Raw genomic sequence first — 24370 nt, 5'->3', positions numbered from 1 at the left:
CATCGCCCCATCTAGGTGTGTAATGCAAAATAGGAGTGCAGAAGTGTGCAACGGAAACGTACACAACTCTGCACTCCTATTTTTGAAAAGAAAAAGGACTTGCCAGCAATCATAATCTCACCCTAACGTTTAAGTTGCGACACAAGAACGTTAGGAGATGGAAGGAATGCTAGCAATGTCCGATATCAATTGTATCAAATTTCTCAGAAACCACAAATCACATTCGATTAATCGAATCGCTAAAAATCTAGACCTCAATTGGAGGACGGTAAAAAAATACGCGGATTCAGCTCAATTACCGAGTGAAACCATTCGCCCCAAGAGGGGCATGATGTACGGAACGAAATGGGGCGAGATGGTCGAGGATTGGTTGACCGAGGATCAGATGCTTCAGAAAAAGTTGAGACGAACGAATAAAAAGATTTATGAAACGCTGGTGGCGAACGGATTCGAGGGCTCTTACCGGACGGTCTGTAATTTCATCAAGAGCTGGCATATGACGAGCGAAGAGGAAAACGACACAAGGCATGAACGACTGCAGCACCCTCCGGGTGAGGCGCAGGTGGATTTCGGGACGATGGAAGTCGTCAAAGATAGTCATGCGGTCGATGTGAAGTGCCTCGTCATGAGTCTTCCCTTCAGCAACCGCACTGCAGCCGTCGCCCTCCCCGCAGAAAACCAAGAGTGTTTCCTGACGGGACTCAAAATGCTTTTTGAAGAAATCGGCGGTGTGCCGCAACAGCTCAGAATCGATAATCTCCCCGCCGCTGTCATCCAACCGCGAACGACGAAAGAAGAGGCAATCTATACAGATGCTTTCCTGCAGTTCATGGCTCATTATGGGTTCCAAGTCCAAAGCTGTAATCCTTACAGCGGGAACGAGAAAGGAAGTGTCGAGAACAAGGTGGGATACGTTCGATACAACTTTCTTGTCCCGGCCCCTGTCATGCATGATTACGATTCGATGAACCGACAGCTCGCGGTTTCCCTACGGGACGACATGGAGCGAGTGCATTACGAAAAGCATGTACTGATCCGTGAGCTGTTCGAAGAAGAGCAGAGACATCTATTGCGATTGCCGCAAGAAGACTTCCCCGTCTTCAAAGTAGAACTGTTCAAGGTGAACAAGTACGGCGAAATAACAATCGATAAGACGAAAGTCTTGATCCCTTCAGGGTCTCGCCATGGGCAAGTACGCGCCATCCTAAGATGGGATTCGATGAAGATTCTCTCACTTTATGGAGAAATCCTCTACGAAGAAAAACGACCCTACATGATGACAAAACGTGCGCTCCCGTGGGAAAACATCATCAGCACCTGGCACAAGAAGCCGAGAAGCTTCGGTCACTCCCGTTATTCCGAATACCTGCCGGGTAGAATCAAAGAGTACCTGGGCGTGCCGAACTTACTTGTCCGGCAGGAACGACTGGCCTGGATCCGAGCCAAGCTCGCGCTGTATCCAATCCTAGAGATCAATGAAAGCCTGTACGAGCTACTGAGCGAGGACGACGCCCCAGCCGTGGTTGAGGACCATCCATACGATGTGGACTGGAGCAAGTACGATAGCTTGAATCGGCCGTGGGGAGAAGGTGGCACAGCATGAGCCTAAAAGAAATGTGCAAGTCGCTCCGCCTTGCCTACGTCGCCGAAATCTATGAATCGATTCCGACGGAATCTCCTGAAAAATTTCTTATGGAGCTTTTCTCTATGGAAATGCGCCTCCGCGAAGAAGCGAAGGCGCAACGGTTTATCAAAAAGGCTAAATTCATCAACAACAAGTCACTCGACGACTATCGCTGGGGCAATCACATCTACTTCCCGAAGCATTTGGATAAGGACGAACTGACCTCATTGAATTTCGTCGAACATTCACAGAACGTCGTTCTGACAGGGTCCCCGGGGACGGGAAAGACCCACTTGGCCATCGGACTCGGGAGAGAAGCTTGTCACAAAGGTTATGAGGTGAGGTTCTTCCGGGTCTCCGAGCTCGTAGAGCAACTCAACAAGGCCTGGAGGGATGGAAAGCTGAGCAGCTTCCATTCACGTCTCGAATCGGCAGACCTTATTATTTTGGACGAGATGGGATACATCCCTCTCACAAAAGAATCTGCGGAACTCCTGTTCCATCTCATCACCGACTGGTACGAGAGAAAGAGCCTGATCATCACATCCAACCTTGAGTTCAGTCAGTGGAATCGCATCTTTGGCGACGCGCGCCTAACGGCGGCACTCGTCGATCGCGTCATCCATCACGCTCACATATTAAACTTCACAGGTGACAGTTATCGCGTCACGCATGCGTTGTCGAAACACTAAAACCCAGCTGGCAAAGTTCTGTACTTTTCGTTGCATTATTGTGCACATTTGTATTGCAAAATACACTAGGGACGATGCTCCTCTGATTTAATCGAATTGCTTATTCTTTATCCTCAGTCGATTCTTCTGTTTCTTCAGAAGATCCTTCAGAAGCTTCTTCTTCAGTTGAACCTTCTTCCGATTCTTCGTCTTCAACTTCTGCAACCGGCTCATTCACAGAGGCGATGTGCATATCTGGTTCCGAGACAATCGTGTACGATTTGTCTTCTGGAAGATCTGCTACCGTCACCGAATCACCGATTCCAAGCTCTGAGACATCGAGTTCGATGCGTTCTGGGATGTTGGCAGGTGTCGCAGCGACCGTCACTTTATAAAGTGACTGGGCGAGATATCCGCCTTCTTTGACGCCTTTCGCGTCGCCAACAAGGACGATATCCGCTTCAACTTCTGTCTCTTCATCCATCTTAACGGCCATGAATTCGACGTGCTGATAGAAGTTTGTGAACGGGTCCGTTTCTGATCCGTGCACGAGCGTATTGATTTTATTTCCATCGTAATGGAGTTCAATCAAGGCATTGTCACCATGGTCTCGGAGAATTTTACGAAGGTCCATCTCGTCAAACACGATTGGTGTGCTGTCTACTTTGTAGCCGTAGACGACGCCTAACGCTTTTCCTTCGTTACGCAACTTCGTGCGTAGTGATCGTGGGCGTAATTCTCGTTTTGATACTTGAAGTTTGTTCGTCATTTTCTTTTCCTCCTACATGGATATACATTTCATGTCGACATCTTGAGGGTGAGGCAGTGAAAAAGCCACCTCTCAACCTCGATGCGTTGAGTGACATGTGTATAGTTTTCCCATGTGGGCTCCTGCATAAACGTTACATCGTGTTAAAACAAGGTAACAAGACGATTACATGACGCGTTTAAATAACTTCTCAAGCTCATACGTGCTCCATTTCACGAGAATCGGTCGCCCGTGCGGACAGGTAAACGGAGACGTCGTACGACTCAAATCATCAATCAATTGTCGCATCATCTCCCTATTGAGTGGATGGTTCGCTTTGATCGATCGTTTACACGCCATGTGGATTGATGCTTCTTCGCGATATTTCGCGATGTCGATTGACCGCTGTTGAATGGCCATCTCCACCAGATCACGAATCGTGCCCTCTAAGTCATGTTGCGGATACCATGTCGGAATCTCACGGACAAGGAACGTGTTACCCCCAAACGGCTCTAACGTGATGCCTGCATCCGCTAGAAGCGGGAGCACTTCTTCGATAGCGAGCGTCTCTTCTTGCGTGAACTCTAACGTCAGCGGAATCAATAGAAGCTGATACTCTTTTTCCGGACGTCCTAACTGGTCATAAAACAACTCATACTTGATGCGTTCCTGAGCGGCATGTTGGTCCATCACGTACATCCCGTCTTCCGCTCCACAGATGATATAACTCGAATGCAGTTGCCCGATGACGTCTAACGCCGGAAGACGCTCCGACTGACGTACAGGCTCTTCGACCTGTTTTGGTTCAATCATCTCTGGTTCCGGTTCATGAACGAGCGGAGACGGATTCCATTGGGAAGGAGACGTGAGCGACTCTTTTCGCTCCCGAGGAATCGGATAGTTCCACTCGACCGGATCTGCCTGTTTAGGTTGGGGCTCCATCGAAAAGTCGAGTTTCGACTGTTCGGACGGTGTCACACGTTTCGGCTTCGGCTCTTGTTTCACAGACGGAATGAGACGTTGCTCCCGGAGCGTCAATTGAACGGTCTCTCGGATGAGCTGGCATAGTTCTTTTTCTTTCGACAAACGCACTTCACGTTTCGTCGGATGGACGTTCACGTCAATCAACATCGGGTCCATCTTCACTTCGAGCACGGCAATTGGATAGCGACCGATCGGTAAGAGCGTATGGTAGCCTTCAAGCACGCTTTGGGTCAGTGCAAAGTTCTTGATGCTTCGACCGTTTAAGATGAGAGTCACGTACTGTTTGTTCGAACGGGTCACTTCCGGGCGCACGAGATGGGCGCTCAGCGTATAATCGTTCGTCTTGCTCGACGCCGTGACGATTTGTGCGGCGACTTGGCGACCATAGATGGCAAGCATGACTTGTTTCAAGTCTCCATTCCCGTTCGTACGCAACAATTCTTTCTCTTCATGAAAGACGGTGAAGCGAATCTCCGGATGAGACAGCGCTAAACGGTTCAACGTATCCGTAATACTTGCAAGTTCCGTTGCTGACGTCTTCAAATATTTCAGCCGTGCCGGTGTGTTGAAGAAGAGCTGACTGACCGCAATTTCGGTCCCGACGTTCGTCGCCGTCGGATTCGTCGCCTTAACGACTCCACCTTCAAGCGTCATCTCAAAACCATCCTCATCTGCTCGCTTTGACTTCAAGGAGACGTGGCTGACCGACGCAATCGAGGCGAGCGCCTCACCGCGGAAGCCGAGCGTCCGAATCCGAAACAAGTCATGCTCGTCCCGGATCTTACTCGTCGCATGCCGCAAGAAGGCTCGCGCCGCGTCTTCTTCATGGAACCCATGCCCGTTGTCACGGACTTTGATGAGACGGATGCCCGCCTCTTGTAAGTCGACATCCACTTTCGTCGCTCCCGCATCAATCGCATTTTCGACTAATTCTTTGACGACGGAAGCCGGTCGTTCGACGACCTCCCCGGCTGCGATTCGGTTCGCGAGCTGTTCAGGTAACTCTCGAATGATTCCCATCGACTCACCCTTTCTTTGCGGTCTGTTGCAGTTCGTAGAGCGCCTGCATCGCTTCGATTGGATTCATTGCCAATAGATCGAGTTTGAACAGCTGTTCTCGAACAGCGTCATGCGACTCGAACAATGACAACTGGCTGACTTCTTCCACTTGAGGTGGAGCAGATTGCTCGTTCAAAGCTGGTTTCGTTGCTTCGGATTCGAGTTCTGACAGAATCGTCCGGGCCCGGTCAATCAATGAATCCGGAAGTTCAGCCAATTCCGCCACATGAATCCCATACGATTTATCGGCACGTCCCGGATGCACTTCGTGGAGGAAGACGACTCGTCCATCCCGCTCAATCGCCCGGACATGAACATTCTCAAGTGTCGGAATCGAATCTTCGAGCACTGTCAGTTCATGATAGTGCGTCGAGAAGAGTGTCTTCGCACCGATTGACGAGGCGATATATTCAACGATTGCCTGTGCGAGCGCCATCCCGTCATACGTCGACGTCCCGCGACCGATTTCATCCAATAGAATCAGACTATTGCTCGTCGCCTCGGTAACGGCTTGGCGCGTCTCGGTCATCTCGACCATGAACGTCGACTGTCCGCTCACCAAATCGTCCGCCGCACCGATTCGTGTGAAGATGCGGTCAAAGAGCGGGAGTTCCGCCGCTTCTGCCGGGACGAATGAACCGATTTGATGAAGGATTGCAATCAAGGCAAATTGACGCATGTACGTCGATTTACCGGACATGTTCGGTCCGGTGATGAGTAACATTTGACGTGTGTCGTCAAGCGTCAAGTCATTGGCGACATATTCGCCTCGCGGCAAGACCGTTTCAATGACAGGGTGACGCCCGCGTTCGATTTGTACATGCTTCGCTGTAATTGGACGCACATACTCCCGTTTCTCGGCTACGACGGCAAGGGCGAGGAGAACATCCAACTCACTGAGTGAGCGAGCCAGCTGCTGAAGGGGCTTCGTATACGTCTTCACTTCTTCGCGAAGTGCGACAAACAAATCATATTCGAGCGTACAGCTCTTCTCTTCCGCTCCTAAGATGAGCGCTTCCTTCTCTTTTAACTCAGGTGTAATGTAACGTTCCGCATTCGTCAATGTCTGCTTCCGCTCATAACGCCCTTCTTCGAGCAACTTCGCATTTGCTTTCGTCACTTCCAAGTAGTAACCGAATACGCGGTTATACCCGACCTTCAACGACTTGATGCCGGTCGCGATGCGTTCCTGTTGCTCGAGGTTGGCAATCCACGATTTCCCGTTCGCTTTCGCTTCTAACAGTTCGTCGAGCTCTTCCGAGTATCCGTGACGAATCATCCCACCTTCTTTCGTCGAGATCGGTGGTGAATCGACGAGGGCAGCCCGAAGGTGTTCACTCAACGTCTCGAACGAGTCGAGATTTTGTTCGATTTGCTGCAAGCGATCCGCTTTCACTGTTTGTAAGAGTGACCGGACAGAAGGCATCCGCTCGAGCGTGTCGCGAAGTTGGACGAGATCTCGCGCATTCGCCGTCCCGTACCCAACTTTAGCGACAAGGCGTTCGATATCGTAGACTCGCTTCAGCTCTTCTTGTAGTTGATCGCGCAACATGAAGTCGTCCACCAAGTTCTCGACGGCATCCTGTCGCTCTCTGATGCCTTGCTCTGTATAAAGTGGCTGTTCGAGCCAACGTTTCAACAATCGACCGCCCATCGCCGTCGTCGTCTCATCAAGGAGTGAAAGGAGTGACCCTTTCCGGTCCCCTGAACGAGCCGAACGGAACAACTCAAGATTTCGGGCCGTGTTGGCGTCAAGTTGCATATGCTGTTCAACCTCATAGGCGACAGCTGGTTGCAAGTGGTCAAGTGAACGTTTCTGTGTTTTCGTGAGATAGGCAAACAGCAACTCAAATGCCGAGCGTTGTGCCTCATCTTTTGCACCTTGTGCGAGTGGACTATTCCGCTTGTCCACTTGAATCGAAAGTGGGATCCCGGTCTGTCGCAATAAATCAGCGAGTCGTTCATCCTCGACGATGACCTCGTTCGGAAGCAATCCTTCGATTTCCCGCAAGACGGCCTCTTCTGACGAGAGTGTCGTCAACCATGATTCCCCCGTCGTGACGTCACCGCGAGCAATTCCGAATCGCCCTGCGACGTCCGAGATGGCGACGAGATATCGGTTTTCTTTTTCACTGAGTGACGCCATATATGTACCCGGCGTGATCACTTGGATGACTTCCCGTTTCACGAGTCCCTTCGTCGCTTTCGGATCCTCCATCTGTTCACAGATGGCGACGTTAAAACCTTTTTCAATCAATTGTTCAATGTAGATTGCCGCGGAATGATGCGGAACGCCACACATCGGAATCGGATGCTCGGCCTGCTTTCCATTTTTAGAAGTGAGCGTGAGCTCTAACTCTTTTGCAACAATTTGTGCATCTTCAAAAAACAACTCGTAAAAGTCGCCGAGTCGATAGAATAAAAAGGCGTCTGGATAGTCGGCCTTGATAGAGAAATATTGTTTCATCATTGGTGTTTGATGGACTTCTTGCATGTTGATTCACCTCTAGAAAGTACAACAGCTGACCATCGGCCAGCTGTGTCGTTTTAGTATCCGCAGCCGCCGCGTGCTTGTTCAGCCGCCATGCCGCTCCCTGTCTTCCCTGCAAGGACGTCGCCGTCCGTCGATTCGATGATACGGTCCGTCACGGAGTTCGCGAGCGTGACCGTCACGTATTGAAGCAAATCGTTCACTTCGACTTGTGTTTCCTGGAACGCTTGAACGACCGGAATTGAATCGAGTTCTTCCATCGCTTTATCAATCTTTTGCTCGACTTTCGCAAGTGCTTCCGTCTTACCATAGTGCTTACAGTTGACGGCTTCTTTTTGTAAGAACTTGATTCGTTTAATCAAAGTCTGTACGCGGTCACTTCCGTTTACTTTCGCTTCCGCTTCTTTGAAGCGTGCCACTTCTGGTGTTTGTGCTAATACATCTGCCAATTCTCTTGCTTTTGCAATTACTTGTTGATCGGTCACCATTGTAAACCCCTTTATGTCTATAATGTAATCGTGCTCAAAAGTACGTGAATGTTCTTTCTCATTCTAACATGAACGATTCCGAAACGGTACTAGCGGGATTCGTTGATTCACGTAACATATCGACATGTGGAATACTATCTTCTTGATACACATCACTCGTCCGTTTGAAGCCAAACGAGGCATAAAAAGGTTCCACATACGTCTGCGCTTGCAGGTATAACGTCTCATGTCCAAAATCTTTGATTGCCGCATCCATCAAGAGGCGGGAATACCCTTTCCCTCGATGCGTCGCTTTCGTGACGACACGTCCGATGGCGACCGGAGATGCTTCCGTCAATACGCGAAGGGCGGAGACAATCTCTCCATCTTCTTCAATCCAATAATGGATGGCTTGTTCATCTTTTCCATCGATTTCTTGATACGGACAGTTTTGTTCGACGACGAAAATCTCAGTTCGTAACGCCAGTAAGCGATACAACTCAATCGTTGTCAGTTCATCAAATGTTCTTTTCTTCATCATTATTCCCCCTAATCAATCGTCACCCCGAGTGCCCGGGCGACATGTAATCCGCTCGTCATCGCGCCAATCGTCCCCGCTCCTGGAAATACGGTATCCCCGCACACAAAAAAGTTCGGCAAGTCGGTGCGATAACTCGCAGCGCGAAAGAGCGCCTGGCTAGGAGTCTGCGCATAACCTCCGACTGCCCCATGCGGTCGCTTCGTATACTTCACCCATGCCCCGGGTCCACCAGGAAGAAGTAGTGACGACTCGCGGTCCCAAGCGGGAAAAGCAGTTGCGACGACGTCGACGAGACGATTGGTCCATTCTTGCTCTAGTTTCTCATATGCCGCCCGGTCTTTCCAATGTTGCCATTCTGATAAATCGATATGTGTGGATACCGTGATGGTCCGTTCCGGTTTTTCTGTGCGCAACACGTCATCCGGCGCGGACATGGAAATGAACGCATGCCCACTCGGTAATCGCTCGTGATAGATTTGTTGAAACAGCGGTTTCTGTCGACACACATCCTCAGGCAAGACGAGATAGAGACTGAACGTGCCCCATTGCGACTGCTTCAACTGTCTGCGGTATTGTCGTTTGAAGCATCGTTGTTCTTGTCCTCTCAGAAGTTCGCTCGTCCGCTCAATCGGGATGGCGGAAACAATGACATCGACTAGTTCAAGTCGTCCTCTTCGATCGGTGATGAGCCATCCATCCGTCACTCGTTCGATGGACTGGACGTCTCTCCCTAATTTCGTCTCCCCACCAAACGTCCGTACGGCGCGCTCTAACGCATGAGCCAATTGATACAGTCCACCTTCCACATAGTACGCTCCTTCGTGATAGACTGACAGCGCCACTGCACCGAGTAAATGACTCGCTTCTTTCGCACCGGTCTGCAAACTGTCGAGCAGGACGCCATCGATAAATCGCTCGAACATTGTACCGTTTAATCCATGACGAGCTAACGTGTCACCGAGTGGCCGCTGGAGTTTGAGGAGCGTTGTGATTTGATTCGACCGGAACCCTTTTAGTGCATAGATCATATCCGAGACCGTGCGAAGTGGAAGAGCAGGTAACTGCTGAAACAACGGACGAATCCTCTCAAAATCGTCCCACACTTCACGGTAAAACGCATGGATTGACCCATAATGCTCTGAGAATACGCGACTGAGCTCATCAAGCAGACGCTTGCGGTCGCGATAGTAGGTGACGGTGACGTCAGGCAGTTGAATGTCCATCACCGCGTCCAGTAACGTCACCTCGACCGATTCGCCCAATTTCTGAAGAACCCGCTGATGGACCCCTCCTCGTTCGAACCCCATACCGAGCGTTGCCCCTGCAGGAAACAAATAGTCACCCCGTTGAAACTTGCCGGCACACCCACCCCATTCACGCGACGCTTCAAAGACGGTTACGTCATGTCCTTCTTGTTGCGTGAGCGCAGCTGCCGTCAATCCCGCAACGCCCCCACCAATGACCCCGATTTTCATGAACATCCCTCCTTTCTGTATCATACCCGCTCCTTTACAAAATTGAAGAAATGAATCGGTTTTAGAGATTCGGGATGTCTTTTAAAGGGTTCCCATTCTTTTATGCAGAAATAATTTACATCTAAAAAGGTAAGGTGATGAAAATGCGTAGTCGTGTCATGGTCTATTTGTTGATTCCCATCCTCATCTTTATTGGTATACTGATTACCCCGCCTTCCGAGGAATCGCTCAAACTCGCGACGATGACCGTCGTCAGCATTCAAGAGATGATTCCTTACGAAAAAGAGTATACGGCACAAAAAGTGCTAGAAGAGCGATCTATGGACGACAAATCAGCCACCATCGAAGAATGGCGTCTCGAACAAGGGGCGAAAACGTCTTATAGTTATGTGCTCAGACTGAGAGGATTTGAACATGTGACTCAGATTGATGCAGGGGCAGCCAACACGAGATCGGACGGCTATTACGCGATGCAGGCGCATAGCCCTATTTTTGAGACGGACAAGCCCGTGTCCACGAACTATCCGATTGTCGTGTTCAGTTCGGAACAACGTCTCGTCATCGGACAGATGGATGTGCGGGTCATTTACGAAGAGGACGGTCAATTGAAGAAATGGATTGTATTGGAGGATGAATAAGAGTAGATGAGCAGCTTAACGATTGATAGCAATCTAAATATGAAACGCATCATGATCATCGGTTCTGGCGGTGCGGGGAAATCCACACTCGCCCGTCAACTCGGTGAACGATTACATCTCGATGTCTATCATTTGGACGCTCTCATGTGGAGACCAGGATGGGTGATGGCGCCGAGAGCGGAACGAATCGATATCCAACAACAACTCGTGAAGAAGGATGAATGGATCATCGATGGAAACTTCGGGAATACGCTTGATTTACGACTACAGGCAGCGGACACTGTCATTTTAATCGATCTTCCACGCATCGTCTGTATATACCGTGTCCTTAAACGAGTCGTCCGATATCGTGGTACGACGCGACCGGACTTGGGCGCATCCTGTGAGGAAAAACTCGATTTCGCATTCCTCAAGTGGGTTTGGAATTTTCCTGACGTTCAAAAGCCAGAGATGGTCAAACGAATCAAACAATATTCTCACGAGAAACAGATCATCGTCTTAAATTCTCAGAAAGATGTTACAAACTTCATTCATCAAATGAAAAGGCAGGAATTTCTATGAACCCTATCCTTCACAAAATCGGCACCATCTTTATTCCGGTAAGTGATATTCAAATAGCGCGTGACTGGTATTGTGATTTATTCGATCTTTCAACAAAAGGAGAAATCTTATTCGACCATTTATATGTCATTCCATTAGAGGGTACTAACCTTGTTTTAGATAGTAACATCTACTCAAAAGATAACATCATCCAGACACCACTATTTCACTTAAATACACACGATATTCATCAAGCTTATTCTTATATGACTCAACACGACATTGAGGTCATTACACCCATTGAGCACGAACATTGGTTCAATTTCAAAGATCTTGACGGGAACGTCATCATGGTATGCAAATGCTAACATCGGATCAAACCTTTAACTAACCTTATCAGGTTATTCAGGTCGATTGTATCGAAGATTATCTTTAGGAAATGAGCCTTTTTAACAAATAAATCAAGTTGTATGAGTAATAAGATTTGCTCCTACTTAGATGTGAGGTGATCATCTGTTTTTTCTTCAAATGTCTGGAACACCTGGATCAGGAAAATCCACACTGGCTAAGCGTATCATCCAACACGTACCCGCAGTCATCATCGATCATGATGTTTCAAAGACCGCCCTACTCCATACGCTTCCTGATGGCAACTTCTCGGATGGAGAAATCGGGAAGATGGCTTATGATGTCGATTGGTCGCTCGTCGAGTATCACCTATCACTTGGACAAAACGTCATTCTCGACAGTCCATGTCTCTATGATGAAATGCTCGATAAAGGGATAGCGATTTCCACCAAGTACGGAGCGACTTACCGTTATATCGAGTGTCGTCATGAAAATTACGAAGAAATTAACACACGACTTCGAAACCGTGTCAGACGACCGAGTCAAATTGATCAAGTTTCGTATGAGAATTGGTCTAAGATGAATGAACACTGCAAACGGCCTACTAACCATTCTTACTTACAAACCTATACGATGGACAATCGAGAAATTCCGATTGAGCGAATTATGTCGTATCTGTTGAAAAACTAAGAAGAGAACGCTTTTAGATAGAAAGTGCTTCTCTTTTTAATAATTTTGTATATTTATGCTTTACAATTAATAATCATACATATACACTTAGTCTCATCTACAACAGGGAGGCATTATACACATATGAAAAAATGGTTATTAGCAGGTACACTTATGATGAGCGCAGTATTACTCGGTGCATGTAGTCAAGAGACAGAAGGTGAAGCGACAGAACAAAAAACGCTCGTCATGGGGACAAGCGCCGATTACTTCCCATATGAATTTGTCGATACGGCAAACGGAGATGCGATTGTCGGATTTGATATTGAAATCGCGGAGACAATCACAGAACGCCTCGGTTACGAATTGAAGATTGAAGATATGGACTTCGGTAGCTTACTCGGAGCCCTCAATAGCGGGCGTGTCGACTTCGTCATGGCCGGGATGACGCCAACAGAAGAGCGTAAAGAGAATGCCGATTTCTCAGACATCTATCTATCCGCGACAAACTTGATCATGACTAAAGACGAGTCCCTTCAGGCAATCGAAGATTTGTCTGGTAAGAAAATCGGTGTCCAAACAGCTTCGATTCAAGAAAATATCGCTAAAGAACAAGCACCTGACGCTGAACTCGTATCGTTGAACAAGATCCCTGAAATCGTTCAAGAGTTGAACACAGGTCGAATCGATGCAATGGTCATCGAAGACACGGTCGCACAAAAGTATTTAGACCAAGATGACAGCCTCTATACATTCGCTTTGAAAGAGGATGGCGAAAAAGGATCAGCTGCTGCCTTCAAATTAGATGATGAGTTACGCGACCAGTTCAACGAAGAATTGAACAAAATGATGGCGTCTGGCGAAATCGATGAATTGGTGAAAAAATGGTTCTCGATGGAGCCAACTGAATGAGACAAGTCGAGCTACCGATCTATCCCGTCGTATATCCGACGGGACATCGGTTAAACCAAAATGAAAGTCAATTCCCGTTACCTGACCGCATCAAGAATCAGCTTGATTCGTTGACGTATGATGACTTACACGAATATCCGGTCGAACCGATCAATGAATTGTTCGAACAATACGCTGCGTACGTTGGCGTCACACCCGAGCAATTACTCGTCGGTTGTGGGAGTGATGAGATGATTCATGTCGTGACGCAAGCATTGCTCGCACCACATGACATCGTCTTGTCTCCGGCACCTGACTTTTCGATGTACCCAATCTTCACGACTATCGCACACGGTCATCATGTTCAAGCCGTTGATTTATCGTATGAAGGAATGGTAAAGGCGATTGAGACGCATCATCCAAAGCTTCTTCTCCTTTCGAATCCGAACAATCCAACCGGGAAGCTTTGGACCGTAGAAGAGTTGACGCATCTCGCCTCACTCGTGCCATATATCGTGGTGGATGAGGCGTACATGGACTTCACACCAGATGCGAGCATGATCCCGTTCATTGCCACCCTTCCGAATCTCATCGTCCTTCGCACGATGTCAAAAGCGTTCGGATTGGCAAACGTACGAATCGGATTCATGGTGACAAACTGCGAACTCGCACACTATTTCCGTCAATTCATCCCGCCATTTAATATCAGCGGAGTGAGTGCTAAAATTTGCAATATCTTCTTAAAAGATGCGAGTTATCTTCAAGAAACAATCGAATGGCATGACGAGATGCGGCAAAAGTGGGCGCAAGCCTTCGAAACCATCGGTCATGTCATCCCTGCCACGACGAACTTTTTGTATGTCGAGCTCGAGCAACCTGAAGTAGTGTGGGCCCATTTTACTGACTTGAACGTACACACGTCGAAACAACCTACGGGGATTCGGGTGACGATCGGAGACGAGTCGGCGCTTCATCTTGTACATACAGCTATTCAGAAATACAAGAAAACAATTCATGTAAAAAACTCCTGAACCTCGTGTTCAGGAGTTTTTGTCAGTCGATCGTCTTGATCACACGTGCCGGATTTCCTCCGACGACTGTTCGAGGTGGTACATCTTTTGTGACGACGGCACCGGATGCGATGACTGCCTCATCCCCAATCGTCACCCCCGGATTGATGATGGCCCCACCACCAATCCATACTCGGTCCCCGATGGTCACGGGTTTCCCGAACTCATATCCAGAGATGCGCTCAATCGGGTCGATCGGGTGTGTTGCCGTGTAAATATGTACCGCCGGCGCAAGCATGCAGTCATCCCCAAACGTGATGGGACAGATGTCTAGGAAGACACAGTCAAAATTCGCATAGAATCGATCTCCTACGTGGATGTTATACCCATAATCACATTTGAAATTCGGTTCGATATAATACGACCCTTTCGTTGAACCGAGTAACTCACTAAGAATCTCATTTCGTTCTTCCAACTCATCGATCCCTAAACGATTGAATCGTTCAGTCAATCTCCGGGCACGCTTACGGTCTGTAACGAGCGTTTCATCACCAGCTAAATACAGTTCACCACGAATCATCTTCTCTTTTTCTGTCATGTTCATCCCTCCTCACTTGTAGTATAGAGGATTTTTGAACGGTATAGGGAATAGAGATAAGGATGAGCAGAAGGAGGCAGATCATATGAAACGAATACTGGAATGTCGGGCAAGTGATTTTATCACGTTTAATCGTCAAGATTTAGTCGATTCGATTCGAAAAGCAGAAGGTCGAACGGTCATGGCCGAGGTCATCCCAACGGTGCAGCCACTCTATCCAGAAGTGACAAACGCAGAACTCGCGCGAGCGTTCGGTGCCGATTTGATTTTATTGAATATGTTGGATGTGTTTCACCCGTACATCAAAGGACTCGAAAGTCACGCGCTGTTCGGCGACATGCCAGGTGATGAGATGAGCGACCATCCGATTCTAGAACTAAAACGTCTGATCGGATTGCCAATTGGAGTCAACTTGGAACCTGTCGATTTTTCAGAGAAGTCGTCCGAGATGAATGAAGTGAAACGAGGCAGGCTCGCTTCAATCGAAGCGTTCCAAAAAGCATCTGAGCTCGGGATTGACTTCGTCTGTTTGACAGGCAATCCGAATACCGGAGTTACGAATGAAGCCATCGAACAAGCGATCATCCAAGCGCGTCGTGAATTCGCAGGGGTCATCATTGCCGGGAAAATGCATCAGGCTGGTGCCGGCAATGTATTGGACCGCGACGCGTATATCCGCTTCGTCGAAGCCGGCGCAGACATTATCCTACTACCAGCTCCAGGCACCGTACCTGGTGTCCGTGAAGAATCGTTCTACGAACTCGTTCAGGAGTTGCAATCGCTCGGTGCTCTCACGTTAGCGGCGATTGGAACGTCACAAGAAGGTGCAGATGTTGCGACCGTTCGGGAGATTGCGCTCTCTTCAAAACGAGGCGGAGCAGACATCGTGCACATCGGTGACGCCGGACTGTCGGGGATTGCCGTCCCAGAGAACATTCAGGCACTTTCCATTGCCATTCGCGGGCGACGTCATACATACATTCGCATGGCCGCCTCGGTCAATCGGTAATACAAAAGAGGAAGGAGCGCGTCTCCTTCCTCTTTTATTTACCATTCCGTGACGTCGCGACGTGGTTTCGCCGGTGTGGTAGTACCGTGACGCTTGGCGAGTAACGCTTCCACATCCTCTAAGCGCACACCTTTGGCTGCTAACAAGACGAGTAAGTGATACAGAAGGTCGGCTGACTCTTCAACCAATTCTTCATCCGTCATAGCAGCAATGACGACCTCAAACGCTTCTTCCCCGAACTTTTTCGCGATTTTTTCAACGCCTTGTTCCAATAAATAAGTCGTATACGAACCTTCTTTCGGTTCATTTTTTCTAAATTGAATCAATTGTTCCAATTCATGAATCATACGTTCACCTCCGTAAAGAAACAGCTTCGATTACCGGTATGACACGTCGGACCGTTCGCATGAACACGAACGAGAAGCGCATCCTGGTCACAGTCGACGTGGATGCTGACGACGTCCAGTGTATTTCCGCTCGTCTCCCCTTTCATCCAAAGCCGACCTTTTGAACGAGACCAGAACGTGACGACCCGTTCACGAAGCGTCTGTCGGATTGCCTCATCATTCATATATCCGAGCATGAGGACCGCCCCGTCGTCGTCTGAGACGATGATGGCGGGAATCAGTCCATTTTCGTCGAAACGAACCGCATCGGCAAGTTGTGACTCGTGCATACGTGCTTCACCTCTTCTACTGTCGTTTTTCGGTCATGTAAGATGGATGCAAGTAATGCGGCATCGACTTTCTCAAGCGCTTCGACTACGTGCTCGGCATTGCCTGCCCCACCGGATGCGATAATCGGAATGTCGACGACTTCACGAAGTTGTTCTAAAATCGCAAGGTCATAACCGCTCTGCTTTCCATCTTGATTCATGGACGTGACAAGAAGTTCACCCGCACCGAGCGCGGCCACTTGTTTCGCCCATTCGACCGCCAACAGGTCCGTCTTCTGTTTTCCACCATATGTGTACACATAATATTCGCCATCTTCAAACTTTACGTCGATTGCGACGACGATACATTGTGAACCGAAACGATCGGCCGCTTCACGAATGAGACTTGGGGATTCTACAGCGAGCGTGTTCAACGATACTTTGTCCGCCCCTGCTTTTAATAGTGACGAGATATCCTCTAGTGAACGAATCCCACCTCCGACCGTCAGCGGGATGAATACTTTCCGCGCTACCGCACTGACGACATCGAGCATCGTCTGGCGACGCTCCGTACTTGCCGCGATATCGAGAAAGACAAGTTCATCGGCTCCGGACTCATCGTAATATTTCGCGATTTCGACCGGATCACCGATGTCTCGTAATTGTACGAACTCAATCCCTTTGACGACACGACCTTCTTTCACGTCAAGACATGGAATAATTCTGCGTTTAAGCATAACGCGCCTCCCATTCAATCAGTTCTTCGATGCTCACCTTACCGGACAGAAGTGCTTTCCCGACGACAGCCTCATCAATTTTTGCCATCTTCAGTTCCTTCACGTCCTCTTCAGTCGTCACACCGCCTGAGGCAATCAATGTGACGTTGACGATTTGACGTAACGCTTTCATGCGAGAAAAATTCGGTCCATTCAGTTTCCCATCGGATCCGATATCGGTATATAGAATCGTTTCGATCCCCCGTTTGACAAGGTCTTGAGCGACCGAGATGTCATCGAGTTTTGTCGCTTCCTGCCATCCGTTAATGGCGACCTTCCCGTCATAGGCATCGAGTGCCACAGCGATTCGCTTGCCATACTTTTCAATCGCCATGTCTAGAAAGTCAGGATCCGTAAACGCCTTCGTCCCTAAAAGGACGCGATCCGCACCGGTTTCCATGACCGCATCAAGTGCGGCTTCTGAACGAATTCCTCCTCCTGTCTGGACAAGGAACCCTAGAGACTTCGCATAACGGACAACGTCTAAATGACGCGGCTCACCTGCCTTGGCCCCTTCTAAATCAATCAAGTGAATCATCGGGACCTTCCCTTGCCACGCTTTTAATAATTCATACGGATCTCCGTATTGTTCTTCCGTAGAAAAATCACCTTCCGTCAAACGGACGATCTTGCCTCCAATCAAATCAATGGCGGGTAGTAATCTCACGCTCGACCGCCTCCTTCCATTCTTGAAGTAAGCTGAGACCGAACGTCCCGCTCTTTTCCGGGTGGAACTGCATGCCCGTCACGAGCCCTTTTTGAACGATTGCCGGAACTTTCTCACCCATATAATCAGCTGCCGCCACAATGTAGTCGTCCGCCGTCACGGCATGGTAAGAGTGGACAAAATAGACATCCTCATCGCGAAGGATCGAGTTCCATCCGACGTGTGGGAGACGCTTCGCTCGCATCCGTTCGACCGTTCCCGGAATCAACCCGAGACCTTTTGTCGGCATACCTTCCGTGCTCGAATCAAACAAGAGCTGCATCCCAAGACAGATCCCTAAAAATGGCTTTTCCGTCGCCATCTGTTGCAAGAGTGGGATAAGACCCGTCTGTTCGAGCGATTGCATCGCTTGCGGGAAGGCACCGACCCCAGGAAGTAAAACGGCATCCGCCTCTTCAATTTGATTTGCATCGTTCGTGATCACGACGTAGCAACCGATGGCCTGTAACGCACGTTCGACGTTAAATACGTTTCCCATACCATAATCGATGACTGCTACTTTCATCCTTCGATCCATCCTTTCGTAGAAGGGAGACGATTCGTCCCATCGCTCGAGACCGCTTCGGCAAGCGCTCGTCCGAACGCTTTGAACAACCCTTCAATCATGTGATGTGAGTTCGACCCGTACAGGACAGCTAAGTGCAGTGTAAGTCGACCATTCATGGCAACGGCCCGGAAGAATTCCTCAGCGAGCTCGGTATCAAAATCACCAAGCTTCGGATTGCGAATATCCGCTTGATAGACGAGGAAGGGACGCCCAGACACATCAATGACCGCTCGTGCTAGCGTCTCATCCATCGGCATGTAACTCGACCCGTAGCGGCGAATTCCGACTTTATCCCCGAGTGACTTGGCGATAAGCTGACCGAGTGCGATCCCGACATCCTCGACCGTATGGTGGGCATCGACCCACGTATCACCTTCAACTTTCACATGCAAGTCCATCTGACTGTGAAAAGCAAGTAACGTCAACATGTGATCGAAGAAGCCGACCCCTGTTTGGATAGAACTTTCACCTGTTCCGTCTAGATTTAATTGAATATCAATTTTTGTCTCTTTCGTTTCACGCTTTAGTTCAGCTGTTCTCAACAGAATTCACCTCTTCAATCGTTTGTCGGATTAAGGCATACGCCTCGTCTGTCCCTGCACTGACACGTAGTCCATCGGGAAAAGCACGTACATGGACTCCTTTATCAAGGAAGCGGGATGCCCATCCTTCACTATCATCCGTTTTGACATAAATGAAGTTGGCACGGCTCGGTAAAATCTCACCGACTGGTCGTAACAACTCCGTTAACTTCTCACGTTGCGCCGTATGGAACTGAATCGACTCTTGAATATACGTTTCATCTCGTAAGACGACGTTGGCGACAGCGGCACTGAGACCACTGACATTGAATGGCGAACGGAAGCGGTCAATCTGTTCGATGATTTCTTCAGATGCAATCATGAAACCAATCCGGAGGTTTGCTAGACCGAACGCTTTCGATAACGTCCGTAAGATGATGACGTTCGAATATTCGCTCAATCGAGACACAAATGAATCTTTCATTGTGAAATCAATATAGGCTTCATCCACGACCAGATACGGTACACGTGTCGCAATGTCAGACAATTCGTCTAGTGTCCACATCTTTCCGGTCGGGTTATTCGGATTCGAGATCAAGACGAGTTTAGGGTCGGTTGTTCGAGTGACCTCAGTCAACGTCTCGTAACGCAAACCCTGTTCGTCCGGTTGTGTGAAATGCCCTCTGGCAATTTGTGTATAGATGCCATACATCGAAAAGTCTGGGGCCGGTGCGACCACACGGTCTTCCGTATCCAAAATCGCCTGACTCAAGATGGCCAATAGCTCATCGCTCCCGCTGCCGACCATGAGTTGCGTCGGCTCGACTCCCGCATAGTCAGCATAGCTTGCTTTTAAAGCGAGCAATTCTTCGACTGGGTAACGGCTGAGTGCCTCGAGTGATACGTCTCGAATAGCTCGTTCGAGACGTTCTGGTAACGGATATTGACTTTCATTTTGATTGAGCGCATATCCCGAAGCGGCATGAGGTACATAGCGTGGGATGTTCTGATAATTTCGTCTCATACGTCCTCCATCCGAACAGCCATCGCACGGGCGTGTCCTTCTAATTGTTCTTGTTTGGCGATTCGAATCGCGGCCTTTGTAATCGTCTCATCCAGTTCTGTCATCTCAAGGAATGTCTGACGGCGATAAAAGTCATCGACCGATAGTCCACTAGAGAAGCGGGCTGTCCCGCTCGTAGGCAAGACGTGGTTCGGTCCAGCGATATAGTCTCCAAATGCTTCGGCCGCCTCATGTCCGAGAAAGAACGAACCACCGTGACGAATCGCACGCATCAACACCTCAGGATCTTTTACGGCCAACTGGACATGCTCCGCTGCCATCGTGTTCGCGTATTCGATTGCATCCTCGATTGTCCGATATAAGACTCCGCCACGTTTCAATGATTCTCTCGCAATGTCCTGGCGTGGTAATTGCGCTAATTGTCGCTCAAGCTCCTGCTCGATTTGATTGCGAAGGGTTTCTGACGTGACGAGCGCGATCGCCGTCGCCTCGACGTCATGTTCCGCTTGTGCGAGCAGGTCGGCGGCAACCCACTTCGGGTTCGCCGTTTCATCGGCAATGATCAACACTTCAGACGGTCCGGCGACGGAGTCGATCCCGACGATGTGTGAGACGAGCGCCTTCGCCGTCGCAACATAAGCATTTCCGGGTCCGACAATCTTATCGACCGGACGAATCGTTTCTGTCCCATATGCGAGTGCGGCAACGGCTTGGGCACCTCCGATTAGAAAACATTCATCGGCACCTGCGATTTTTGCTGCAATCAAAAGGGAAATGTCAATCCCATCTGCTTTTGGTGGGGTGACCATGACGACTCGTTTGACACCGGCCACTTTCGCCGGAATGATATTCATCAGGACGCTCGACGGATAGACGGCTGTCCCACCTGGTACATAAACCCCTACCGAATCCAGCGGCATATAGCGTCTCCCAAGTCGGAACATCGTATCTTCGAACACATCGTCTTGTCGGACTTGGCGCGCGTGAAATGCACGAATCCGTTCTGCTGCTAACGACAGCGCCTCTGTCAATTCAGCATATGCGACTGGCGGATTAAAGCTGGCCAAATCGACCGATTCAATTCGGTCGACCCCGTCGAATTGTTTCGTCCACTCAAGCAGCGCTTCGTCTCCGCGGGCCTCTATCGATTCCACGATCGGTTTCACGGCTTCGGCCCAAGCTTCGCGCCTTGAGCGATTCGTTTCTGTACTCATGCGTTCTCCTCCTGACTCATCTTTCGAATCCAGGCCTTCAATTCGTCAGGCTGTTCCGCTAAAGCTGTCTCACTCGTGATGAATTTTGCATTGATTGAAAAAATCGCCTCGTATTCTTCCAAGTCGTTTGCAGCCAACGTCGCGCCTGTCTCGACGATGTCGACGATGCAATCAGCGAGTCCCGTTAACGGAGCCAGTTCGACTGACCCGTTCAATGCAATGACTTCTACGTTTTGTCGCTTCGATGCAAAGTGTGATATGGCGATATTCGGATATTTACTCGCCACTTTCAATTTCTTTGTGCCGTTGCGTCGAACTTTTGGACCACACACGGCCATTCGACAGCGACCGAACGGTAAATCGACGACTTCGAGTACGCCTGGCGTTTTTTCTCGTAAAATATCACCGCCGACTATGCCAACATCTGCCGCTCCATGCATCACATATTTATAGACGTCGTCCCCTTTGACGAAAATGAATTCATGATTTCCTGCTTGTACCGTCAACTCACGTCCCCGCTTCTCTGGCCATACGGGTAAGTCACGTTCGACAAAAAATTGACGGGCTGCTTTTTCAATCCGACCTTTCGCGACCGCTACTTTCATTTAATCACCTCATCTAACTGTTCTAAATCGAGCGACATTCCGAACGCTCGTCTCGAGTGTCCAAAATGTCCATAGAGTGAATCATATCGTCCTCCTGAAAGGACACGCTTGCCTTCCACACTTCCCGTCACGGTCAATCCTGAGTAGTAATCAAAGTCTCCCGTTTGACCGAAATCGTAAGACACCTCTAAACCGATGGTACGCAAGTGTTTTACTGCCTCGTCGACTTCATCGATGGCTTCCTTTAAAGATTCCGGTGCCTCAGCCCGTAATTCTTCGAGTGCAGAATTCCCGATTAAAAAGGGCAGCTTCGCAATCAACGGATAGCGATACGTCTCTGCTAATTCACGTAATGATTCTAAGTTTCGAAGTGCTAAGATTTTTCGGAATGTTCGTTCCTGAATCCCTGTCTCTTTCGCGATGAGCGAGATGACGGCTGCTGACCCAATTTTGATGGTCAAACGTTCGGTAGGCAGGACCCCTTCCGTCATATCGAGAAAGGACTCAATTAGATGACTGTCCTTCTCTTCGCCATCGACCCATTCGAGTCCAAGCTGTTGCCGTTCATGGGGTTGCCCGGAATGTTTGACCGTCCGACGATAGACGGCACCAGCGTAAGCGACACGCATCGGTTCATGACCGTCTGCTAACTTTCTTGCGATTTGTAGTGTATAGTCAGGGCGCATGACGAGAAGTTCCCCGTCGTTCCCGAACAATCGATAATAGGCTGACTCGTCAAAGAGCGCTAAATTTTGATAATGTGAATAGTATTCGAGAAGCGGTGGATCGATGACTGCGTAGCCGCTCGACTCTGCCTTCTCTAAAAATGACAACATCCATCGTTTTGGACGGATGACATCTCCTGATTGAAGTTCATACCAGCCTTCTGGAATCGAACCTTTTGAATTTGACCAAATCATCATAACCACCCTTTATCTTGTTATCACTTTACCAAACTAAAGTATTGTGTTAAATTTATCAAACAGATAAACACCTGTCAACCAAATGAACTGAAAAGGACGTGTAATCGATGTTTAACTTTACCCACGATGGCCATGTGCATACCCCTTTTTGTCCACACGGTACAAATGACCCGATTGAACACTATATTCAAGTCGGAATCGAAAAAGGCTTGCAAACGATGACGTTCACAGAACATGCGCCTTTCCCCCTATCGTTCACCGACCCGGTCCCGAATCAAGACTCGGCGATGTCGATTGATCTACTTCCAGAATACCTCGATACGTTGCATCAGATGAAACAGCAGTATCAAGCGGTTATCGACATTAAAGTTGGATTAGAAGTCGACTTATTGCCTCATTTAGAGAAAGAGACCATTGCCTTACTCAAGCCTTTCGCACCATTGATTGATGAAGTCATTTTATCGCAACATTTCCTATATAGAGATGGCGCCTATATGCCGATTGATTATTCTGCCGAGACGTTTGATGAACTCATCAAAGCGTTTGGCTCATTCGAGAGCGTCTTGAGAGCTTATTATGAGTCGATTGAACAGGGTCTCTCATTTTCGTGGGAAGACATCCGTGTCGCTCGTATCGGACATCTCGATCTCCCGATAAAGTATCAAAGAAACTATGAATGGGACCGCTCAAAAGTAAAAGAGGAAGAAATACGTCTGTTACAGATGATTGCCGACCGGGGATTCGGACTTGACTTCAACACGGCCGGACTCCGAAAACCGGATTGTGGGGTACCTTACGTCGCCGGACTTGCAAAATCCGCGAACGACCTGCACATCCCGTTCACGATGGGTTCGGATGCACACCTCGCTCAAGATGTCGCGGCTGGATTCGACTTCATTGAACAAAAAAAAGCCACGTTCCTATGAACGTGGCTTTTTGACAGCGATCTAGCTATCTAGATCCCCATGTTTATGGTTGACAACGATATGGCGTTCCATTTCTTCATCTGTAAACATCATACCATAAGGAATAAAAGATGCAATAAAAAATTGGGTGAAATGGTTCACCCAATTGAGGTCACATTGCCGCATATAATGTTTTCAAGTCGTTTGTCGCTTCCTCGTCCATTTGAATGGCCACGAGTTCAACGTATTGGAGCGCTGGATCTTGATCTTTCGACAATGCGACAATCTCAGCAGCCGCCTTATCTAATGCCAACAAGATTCCTGATACACCAAGCGTCGGATAGTATCGAAGGAGTGCACGAACATGTTTAATCTCTGATACTTCATTTCCGTTAATGGTTAATGATTTGACGGCAAGCTCCTTGTGCATGCCAATCGCAAATTTATCTTCCCACACTTCTTCGAGTGTGATCAACGCCTCTACTTCATATGCACCATCTGTAAAGCGAACGAGTTTTTCCATGTGTAAATTCCCCTCTCTTGAATCTACTTTTATTATATAAGAGATTTTAAAGTGTAGATTGTGAAATATTGAACATTATGTGTAAAGTTTGTCTCACCTCATTTTGAACAAAAAAAAAGCCCCTCCGAGGAGGGACGAATAATGGAAGAGTAAAACACCATTGGCAGTACATTAATAATATATCATC

26 protein-coding genes and 1 pseudogene are annotated in these 24370 nt (G+C 48.6%); 10 read left to right on the top strand and 17 right to left on the bottom strand.

What is annotated here, in order from left to right; all coding sequences use genetic code 11:
* The first annotated feature begins 157 nt into the window (after positions 1-157).
* Positions 158-1603, top strand: a complete 1446-nt coding sequence (istA, locus tag BV910_RS07050) for an IS21 family transposase (protein WP_371328152.1) — start codon at positions 158-160, stop codon at positions 1601-1603.
* Positions 1600-2316 carry an IS21-like element helper ATPase IstB gene (istB, locus tag BV910_RS07045; protein ID WP_078145977.1) on the top strand — a complete coding sequence of 239 codons (717 nt, stop codon included), beginning with the start codon at positions 1600-1602 and terminating at the stop codon, positions 2314-2316. Before istA ends, istB begins: the two co-directional genes overlap by 4 nt.
* A 100-nt stretch (positions 2317-2416) precedes the next feature.
* Here istB and BV910_RS07040 read toward each other — a convergent pair whose 3' ends face one another.
* The 6 genes from BV910_RS07040 to BV910_RS07015 all read right to left on the bottom strand — a co-directional run bounded on the left by BV910_RS07040 (position 2417) and on the right by BV910_RS07015 (position 10060).
* Complete coding sequence (locus tag BV910_RS07040) at positions 2417-3064, bottom strand: 50S ribosomal protein L25/general stress protein Ctc (protein WP_078146799.1); 648 nt, start codon at positions 3062-3064, stop codon at positions 2417-2419.
* Positions 3065-3229: 165 nt separating this feature from the next.
* Positions 3230-5047, bottom strand: coding sequence for a DNA mismatch repair endonuclease MutL (mutL, locus tag BV910_RS07035; RefSeq protein ID WP_078146798.1), 1818 nt, complete (start codon positions 5045-5047; stop codon positions 3230-3232).
* A gap of 4 nt (positions 5048-5051) precedes the next feature.
* Positions 5052-7580, bottom strand: coding sequence for a DNA mismatch repair protein MutS (gene mutS / locus BV910_RS07030; RefSeq protein WP_078146797.1), 2529 nt, complete (start codon positions 7578-7580; stop codon positions 5052-5054).
* A 53-nt stretch (positions 7581-7633) separates the two neighbouring features.
* Positions 7634-8065 (bottom strand): YlbF/YmcA family competence regulator, encoded by a 432-nt coding sequence (locus BV910_RS07025; RefSeq protein ID WP_012726155.1) that lies wholly within the window; start codon positions 8063-8065, stop codon positions 7634-7636.
* A gap of 58 nt (positions 8066-8123) precedes the next feature.
* Entirely contained in the window at positions 8124-8582 is a 459-nt protein-coding gene (locus BV910_RS07020; RefSeq protein ID WP_078146796.1) for a GNAT family N-acetyltransferase, read from the bottom strand.
* An 11-nt stretch (positions 8583-8593) separates the two neighbouring features.
* Positions 8594-10060 carry a phytoene desaturase family protein gene (locus BV910_RS07015; protein WP_078146795.1) on the bottom strand — a complete coding sequence of 489 codons (1467 nt, stop codon included), beginning with the start codon at positions 10058-10060 and terminating at the stop codon, positions 8594-8596.
* 137 nt (positions 10061-10197) lie between these two features.
* Between BV910_RS07015 and BV910_RS07010 the strand changes: the two genes are divergently transcribed.
* The 6 genes from BV910_RS07010 to BV910_RS06985 all read left to right on the top strand — a co-directional run bounded on the left by BV910_RS07010 (position 10198) and on the right by BV910_RS06985 (position 14177).
* Complete coding sequence (locus tag BV910_RS07010; protein WP_078146794.1) at positions 10198-10698, top strand: hypothetical protein; 501 nt, start codon at positions 10198-10200, stop codon at positions 10696-10698.
* A 6-nt stretch (positions 10699-10704) separates the two neighbouring features.
* Positions 10705-11259: a DNA topology modulation protein gene (locus BV910_RS07005; protein WP_078146793.1), complete on the top strand. Its 555-nt coding sequence runs from the start codon at positions 10705-10707 to the stop codon at positions 11257-11259.
* The gene (locus BV910_RS07000; RefSeq protein ID WP_078146792.1) at positions 11256-11606 is read left to right on the top strand and encodes a VOC family protein; all 351 of its coding nucleotides are present in this window, start codon (positions 11256-11258) and stop codon (positions 11604-11606) included. The genes BV910_RS07005 and BV910_RS07000 overlap by 4 nt, the downstream gene beginning before the upstream one ends.
* A 160-nt stretch (positions 11607-11766) precedes the next feature.
* A complete protein-coding gene (locus tag BV910_RS06995) occupies positions 11767-12276 on the top strand; it encodes a P-loop nucleotide/nucleoside kinase family protein (protein WP_143404757.1) in 510 nt (169 codons plus the stop codon).
* 123 nt (positions 12277-12399) lie between these two features.
* Complete coding sequence (locus BV910_RS06990) at positions 12400-13167, top strand: transporter substrate-binding domain-containing protein (protein WP_078146790.1); 768 nt, start codon at positions 12400-12402, stop codon at positions 13165-13167.
* Positions 13164-14177, top strand: coding sequence for a pyridoxal phosphate-dependent aminotransferase (locus tag BV910_RS06985; RefSeq protein ID WP_078146789.1), 1014 nt, complete (start codon positions 13164-13166; stop codon positions 14175-14177). The genes BV910_RS06990 and BV910_RS06985 overlap by 4 nt, the downstream gene beginning before the upstream one ends.
* Positions 14178-14199: 22 nt before the next feature.
* On the opposite strand, the gene BV910_RS06980 is transcribed toward BV910_RS06985, so the two are convergent.
* Complete coding sequence (locus tag BV910_RS06980; protein WP_078146788.1) at positions 14200-14754, bottom strand: maltose acetyltransferase domain-containing protein; 555 nt, start codon at positions 14752-14754, stop codon at positions 14200-14202.
* An 85-nt stretch (positions 14755-14839) separates the two neighbouring features.
* Here BV910_RS06980 and BV910_RS06975 point away from each other — a divergent pair, with 85 nt between their 5' ends.
* Positions 14840-15763: a DUF7916 family protein gene (locus BV910_RS06975; RefSeq protein WP_078146787.1), complete on the top strand. Its 924-nt coding sequence runs from the start codon at positions 14840-14842 to the stop codon at positions 15761-15763.
* Positions 15764-15801: 38 nt separating this feature from the next.
* Here the strand turns inward: BV910_RS06975 and hisIE are convergent.
* From hisIE to BV910_RS06925, 9 genes and pseudogenes are all read right to left on the bottom strand, one after another.
* Positions 15802-16439, bottom strand: a pseudogene (gene hisIE, locus BV910_RS14905) (bifunctional phosphoribosyl-AMP cyclohydrolase/phosphoribosyl-ATP diphosphatase HisIE).
* Positions 16388-17155: an imidazole glycerol phosphate synthase subunit HisF gene (hisF, locus tag BV910_RS06960; RefSeq protein ID WP_078146784.1), complete on the bottom strand. Its 768-nt coding sequence runs from the start codon at positions 17153-17155 to the stop codon at positions 16388-16390. Before hisF ends, hisIE begins: the two are co-directional and overlap by 52 nt.
* Positions 17148-17861: a 1-(5-phosphoribosyl)-5-[(5-phosphoribosylamino)methylideneamino]imidazole-4-carboxamide isomerase gene (gene hisA, locus BV910_RS06955; protein WP_078146783.1), complete on the bottom strand. Its 714-nt coding sequence runs from the start codon at positions 17859-17861 to the stop codon at positions 17148-17150. The genes hisF and hisA overlap by 8 nt, the downstream gene beginning before the upstream one ends.
* Positions 17839-18426 (bottom strand): imidazole glycerol phosphate synthase subunit HisH, encoded by a 588-nt coding sequence (gene hisH, locus BV910_RS06950; RefSeq protein ID WP_078146782.1) that lies wholly within the window; start codon positions 18424-18426, stop codon positions 17839-17841. Before hisH ends, hisA begins: the two co-directional genes overlap by 23 nt.
* Entirely contained in the window at positions 18423-19010 is a 588-nt protein-coding gene (gene hisB, locus BV910_RS06945) for an imidazoleglycerol-phosphate dehydratase HisB (protein WP_031423922.1), read from the bottom strand. Before hisB ends, hisH begins: the two co-directional genes overlap by 4 nt.
* Positions 18997-20013, bottom strand: coding sequence for a pyridoxal phosphate-dependent aminotransferase (locus BV910_RS06940; RefSeq protein ID WP_078146781.1), 1017 nt, complete (start codon positions 20011-20013; stop codon positions 18997-18999). Before BV910_RS06940 ends, hisB begins: the two co-directional genes overlap by 14 nt.
* Positions 20010-21227, bottom strand: a complete 1218-nt coding sequence (hisD, locus tag BV910_RS06935) for a histidinol dehydrogenase (protein WP_078146780.1) — start codon at positions 21225-21227, stop codon at positions 20010-20012. The genes BV910_RS06940 and hisD overlap by 4 nt, the downstream gene beginning before the upstream one ends.
* Positions 21224-21832 carry an ATP phosphoribosyltransferase gene (gene hisG, locus BV910_RS06930; RefSeq protein ID WP_078146779.1) on the bottom strand — a complete coding sequence of 203 codons (609 nt, stop codon included), beginning with the start codon at positions 21830-21832 and terminating at the stop codon, positions 21224-21226. The genes hisD and hisG overlap by 4 nt, the downstream gene beginning before the upstream one ends.
* A complete protein-coding gene (locus BV910_RS06925; RefSeq protein WP_078146778.1) occupies positions 21829-22752 on the bottom strand; it encodes an ATP phosphoribosyltransferase regulatory subunit in 924 nt (307 codons plus the stop codon). Before BV910_RS06925 ends, hisG begins: the two co-directional genes overlap by 4 nt.
* A gap of 110 nt (positions 22753-22862) precedes the next feature.
* Here BV910_RS06925 and hisJ point away from each other — a divergent pair, with 110 nt between their 5' ends.
* Positions 22863-23681 (top strand): histidinol-phosphatase HisJ, encoded by an 819-nt coding sequence (gene hisJ / locus BV910_RS06920; protein ID WP_078146777.1) that lies wholly within the window; start codon positions 22863-22865, stop codon positions 23679-23681.
* Between the two features lie 151 nt (positions 23682-23832).
* Here the strand turns inward: hisJ and BV910_RS06915 are convergent, their stop codons facing one another.
* On the bottom strand, positions 23833-24183 hold the full coding sequence (locus tag BV910_RS06915; RefSeq protein ID WP_078146776.1) for a hypothetical protein: 351 nt from the start codon (positions 24181-24183) through the stop codon (positions 23833-23835).
* Between the last annotated feature and the right edge of the window lie 187 nt (positions 24184-24370).

The organism is Exiguobacterium sp. HVEsp1 (assembly GCF_002009685.1).
GTDB classification, from domain to species: domain Bacteria; phylum Bacillota; class Bacilli; order Exiguobacteriales; family Exiguobacteriaceae; genus Exiguobacterium; species Exiguobacterium profundum.
Note: the sequence above shows the minus strand (reverse complement) of the source record. Positions and strands in the feature narration are given on the sequence as shown.

Bases quoted from the DNA above. Each gene is read 5' to 3' on its own strand.
- istA (WP_371328152.1), top strand. From the start codon at position 158: ATGGAAGGAATGCTAGCAATGTCCGATATCAATTGTATCAAATTTCTC.
- istB (WP_078145977.1), top strand. From the start codon at position 1,600: ATGAGCCTAAAAGAAATGTGCAAGTCGCTCCGCCTTGCCTACGTCGCC.
- BV910_RS07040 (WP_078146799.1), bottom strand. From the start codon at position 3,064: ATGACGAACAAACTTCAAGTATCAAAACGAGAATTACGCCCACGATCA.
- mutL (WP_078146798.1), bottom strand. From the start codon at position 5,047: ATGGGAATCATTCGAGAGTTACCTGAACAGCTCGCGAACCGAATCGCA.
- mutS (WP_078146797.1), bottom strand. From the start codon at position 7,580: ATGCAAGAAGTCCATCAAACACCAATGATGAAACAATATTTCTCTATC.
- BV910_RS07025 (WP_012726155.1), bottom strand. From the start codon at position 8,065: ATGGTGACCGATCAACAAGTAATTGCAAAAGCAAGAGAATTGGCAGAT.
- BV910_RS07020 (WP_078146796.1), bottom strand. From the start codon at position 8,582: ATGAAGAAAAGAACATTTGATGAACTGACAACGATTGAGTTGTATCGC.
- BV910_RS07015 (WP_078146795.1), bottom strand. From the start codon at position 10,060: ATGAAAATCGGGGTCATTGGTGGGGGCGTTGCGGGATTGACGGCAGCT.
- BV910_RS07010 (WP_078146794.1), top strand. From the start codon at position 10,198: ATGAAAATGCGTAGTCGTGTCATGGTCTATTTGTTGATTCCCATCCTC.
- BV910_RS07005 (WP_078146793.1), top strand. From the start codon at position 10,705: ATGAGCAGCTTAACGATTGATAGCAATCTAAATATGAAACGCATCATG.
- BV910_RS07000 (WP_078146792.1), top strand. From the start codon at position 11,256: ATGAACCCTATCCTTCACAAAATCGGCACCATCTTTATTCCGGTAAGT.
- BV910_RS06995 (WP_143404757.1), top strand. From the start codon at position 11,767: ATGTCTGGAACACCTGGATCAGGAAAATCCACACTGGCTAAGCGTATC.
- BV910_RS06990 (WP_078146790.1), top strand. From the start codon at position 12,400: ATGAAAAAATGGTTATTAGCAGGTACACTTATGATGAGCGCAGTATTA.
- BV910_RS06985 (WP_078146789.1), top strand. From the start codon at position 13,164: ATGAGACAAGTCGAGCTACCGATCTATCCCGTCGTATATCCGACGGGA.
- BV910_RS06980 (WP_078146788.1), bottom strand. From the start codon at position 14,754: ATGACAGAAAAAGAGAAGATGATTCGTGGTGAACTGTATTTAGCTGGT.
- BV910_RS06975 (WP_078146787.1), top strand. From the start codon at position 14,840: ATGAAACGAATACTGGAATGTCGGGCAAGTGATTTTATCACGTTTAAT.
- hisF (WP_078146784.1), bottom strand. From the start codon at position 17,155: ATGCTTAAACGCAGAATTATTCCATGTCTTGACGTGAAAGAAGGTCGT.
- hisH (WP_078146782.1), bottom strand. From the start codon at position 18,426: ATGAAAGTAGCAGTCATCGATTATGGTATGGGAAACGTATTTAACGTC.
- BV910_RS06940 (WP_078146781.1), bottom strand. From the start codon at position 20,013: ATGAGACGAAATTATCAGAACATCCCACGCTATGTACCTCATGCCGCT.
- hisD (WP_078146780.1), bottom strand. From the start codon at position 21,227: ATGAGTACAGAAACGAATCGCTCAAGGCGCGAAGCTTGGGCCGAAGCC.
- hisG (WP_078146779.1), bottom strand. From the start codon at position 21,832: ATGAAAGTAGCGGTCGCGAAAGGTCGGATTGAAAAAGCAGCCCGTCAA.
- BV910_RS06925 (WP_078146778.1), bottom strand. From the start codon at position 22,752: ATGATTTGGTCAAATTCAAAAGGTTCGATTCCAGAAGGCTGGTATGAA.
- hisJ (WP_078146777.1), top strand. From the start codon at position 22,863: ATGTTTAACTTTACCCACGATGGCCATGTGCATACCCCTTTTTGTCCA.
- BV910_RS06915 (WP_078146776.1), bottom strand. From the start codon at position 24,183: ATGGAAAAACTCGTTCGCTTTACAGATGGTGCATATGAAGTAGAGGCG.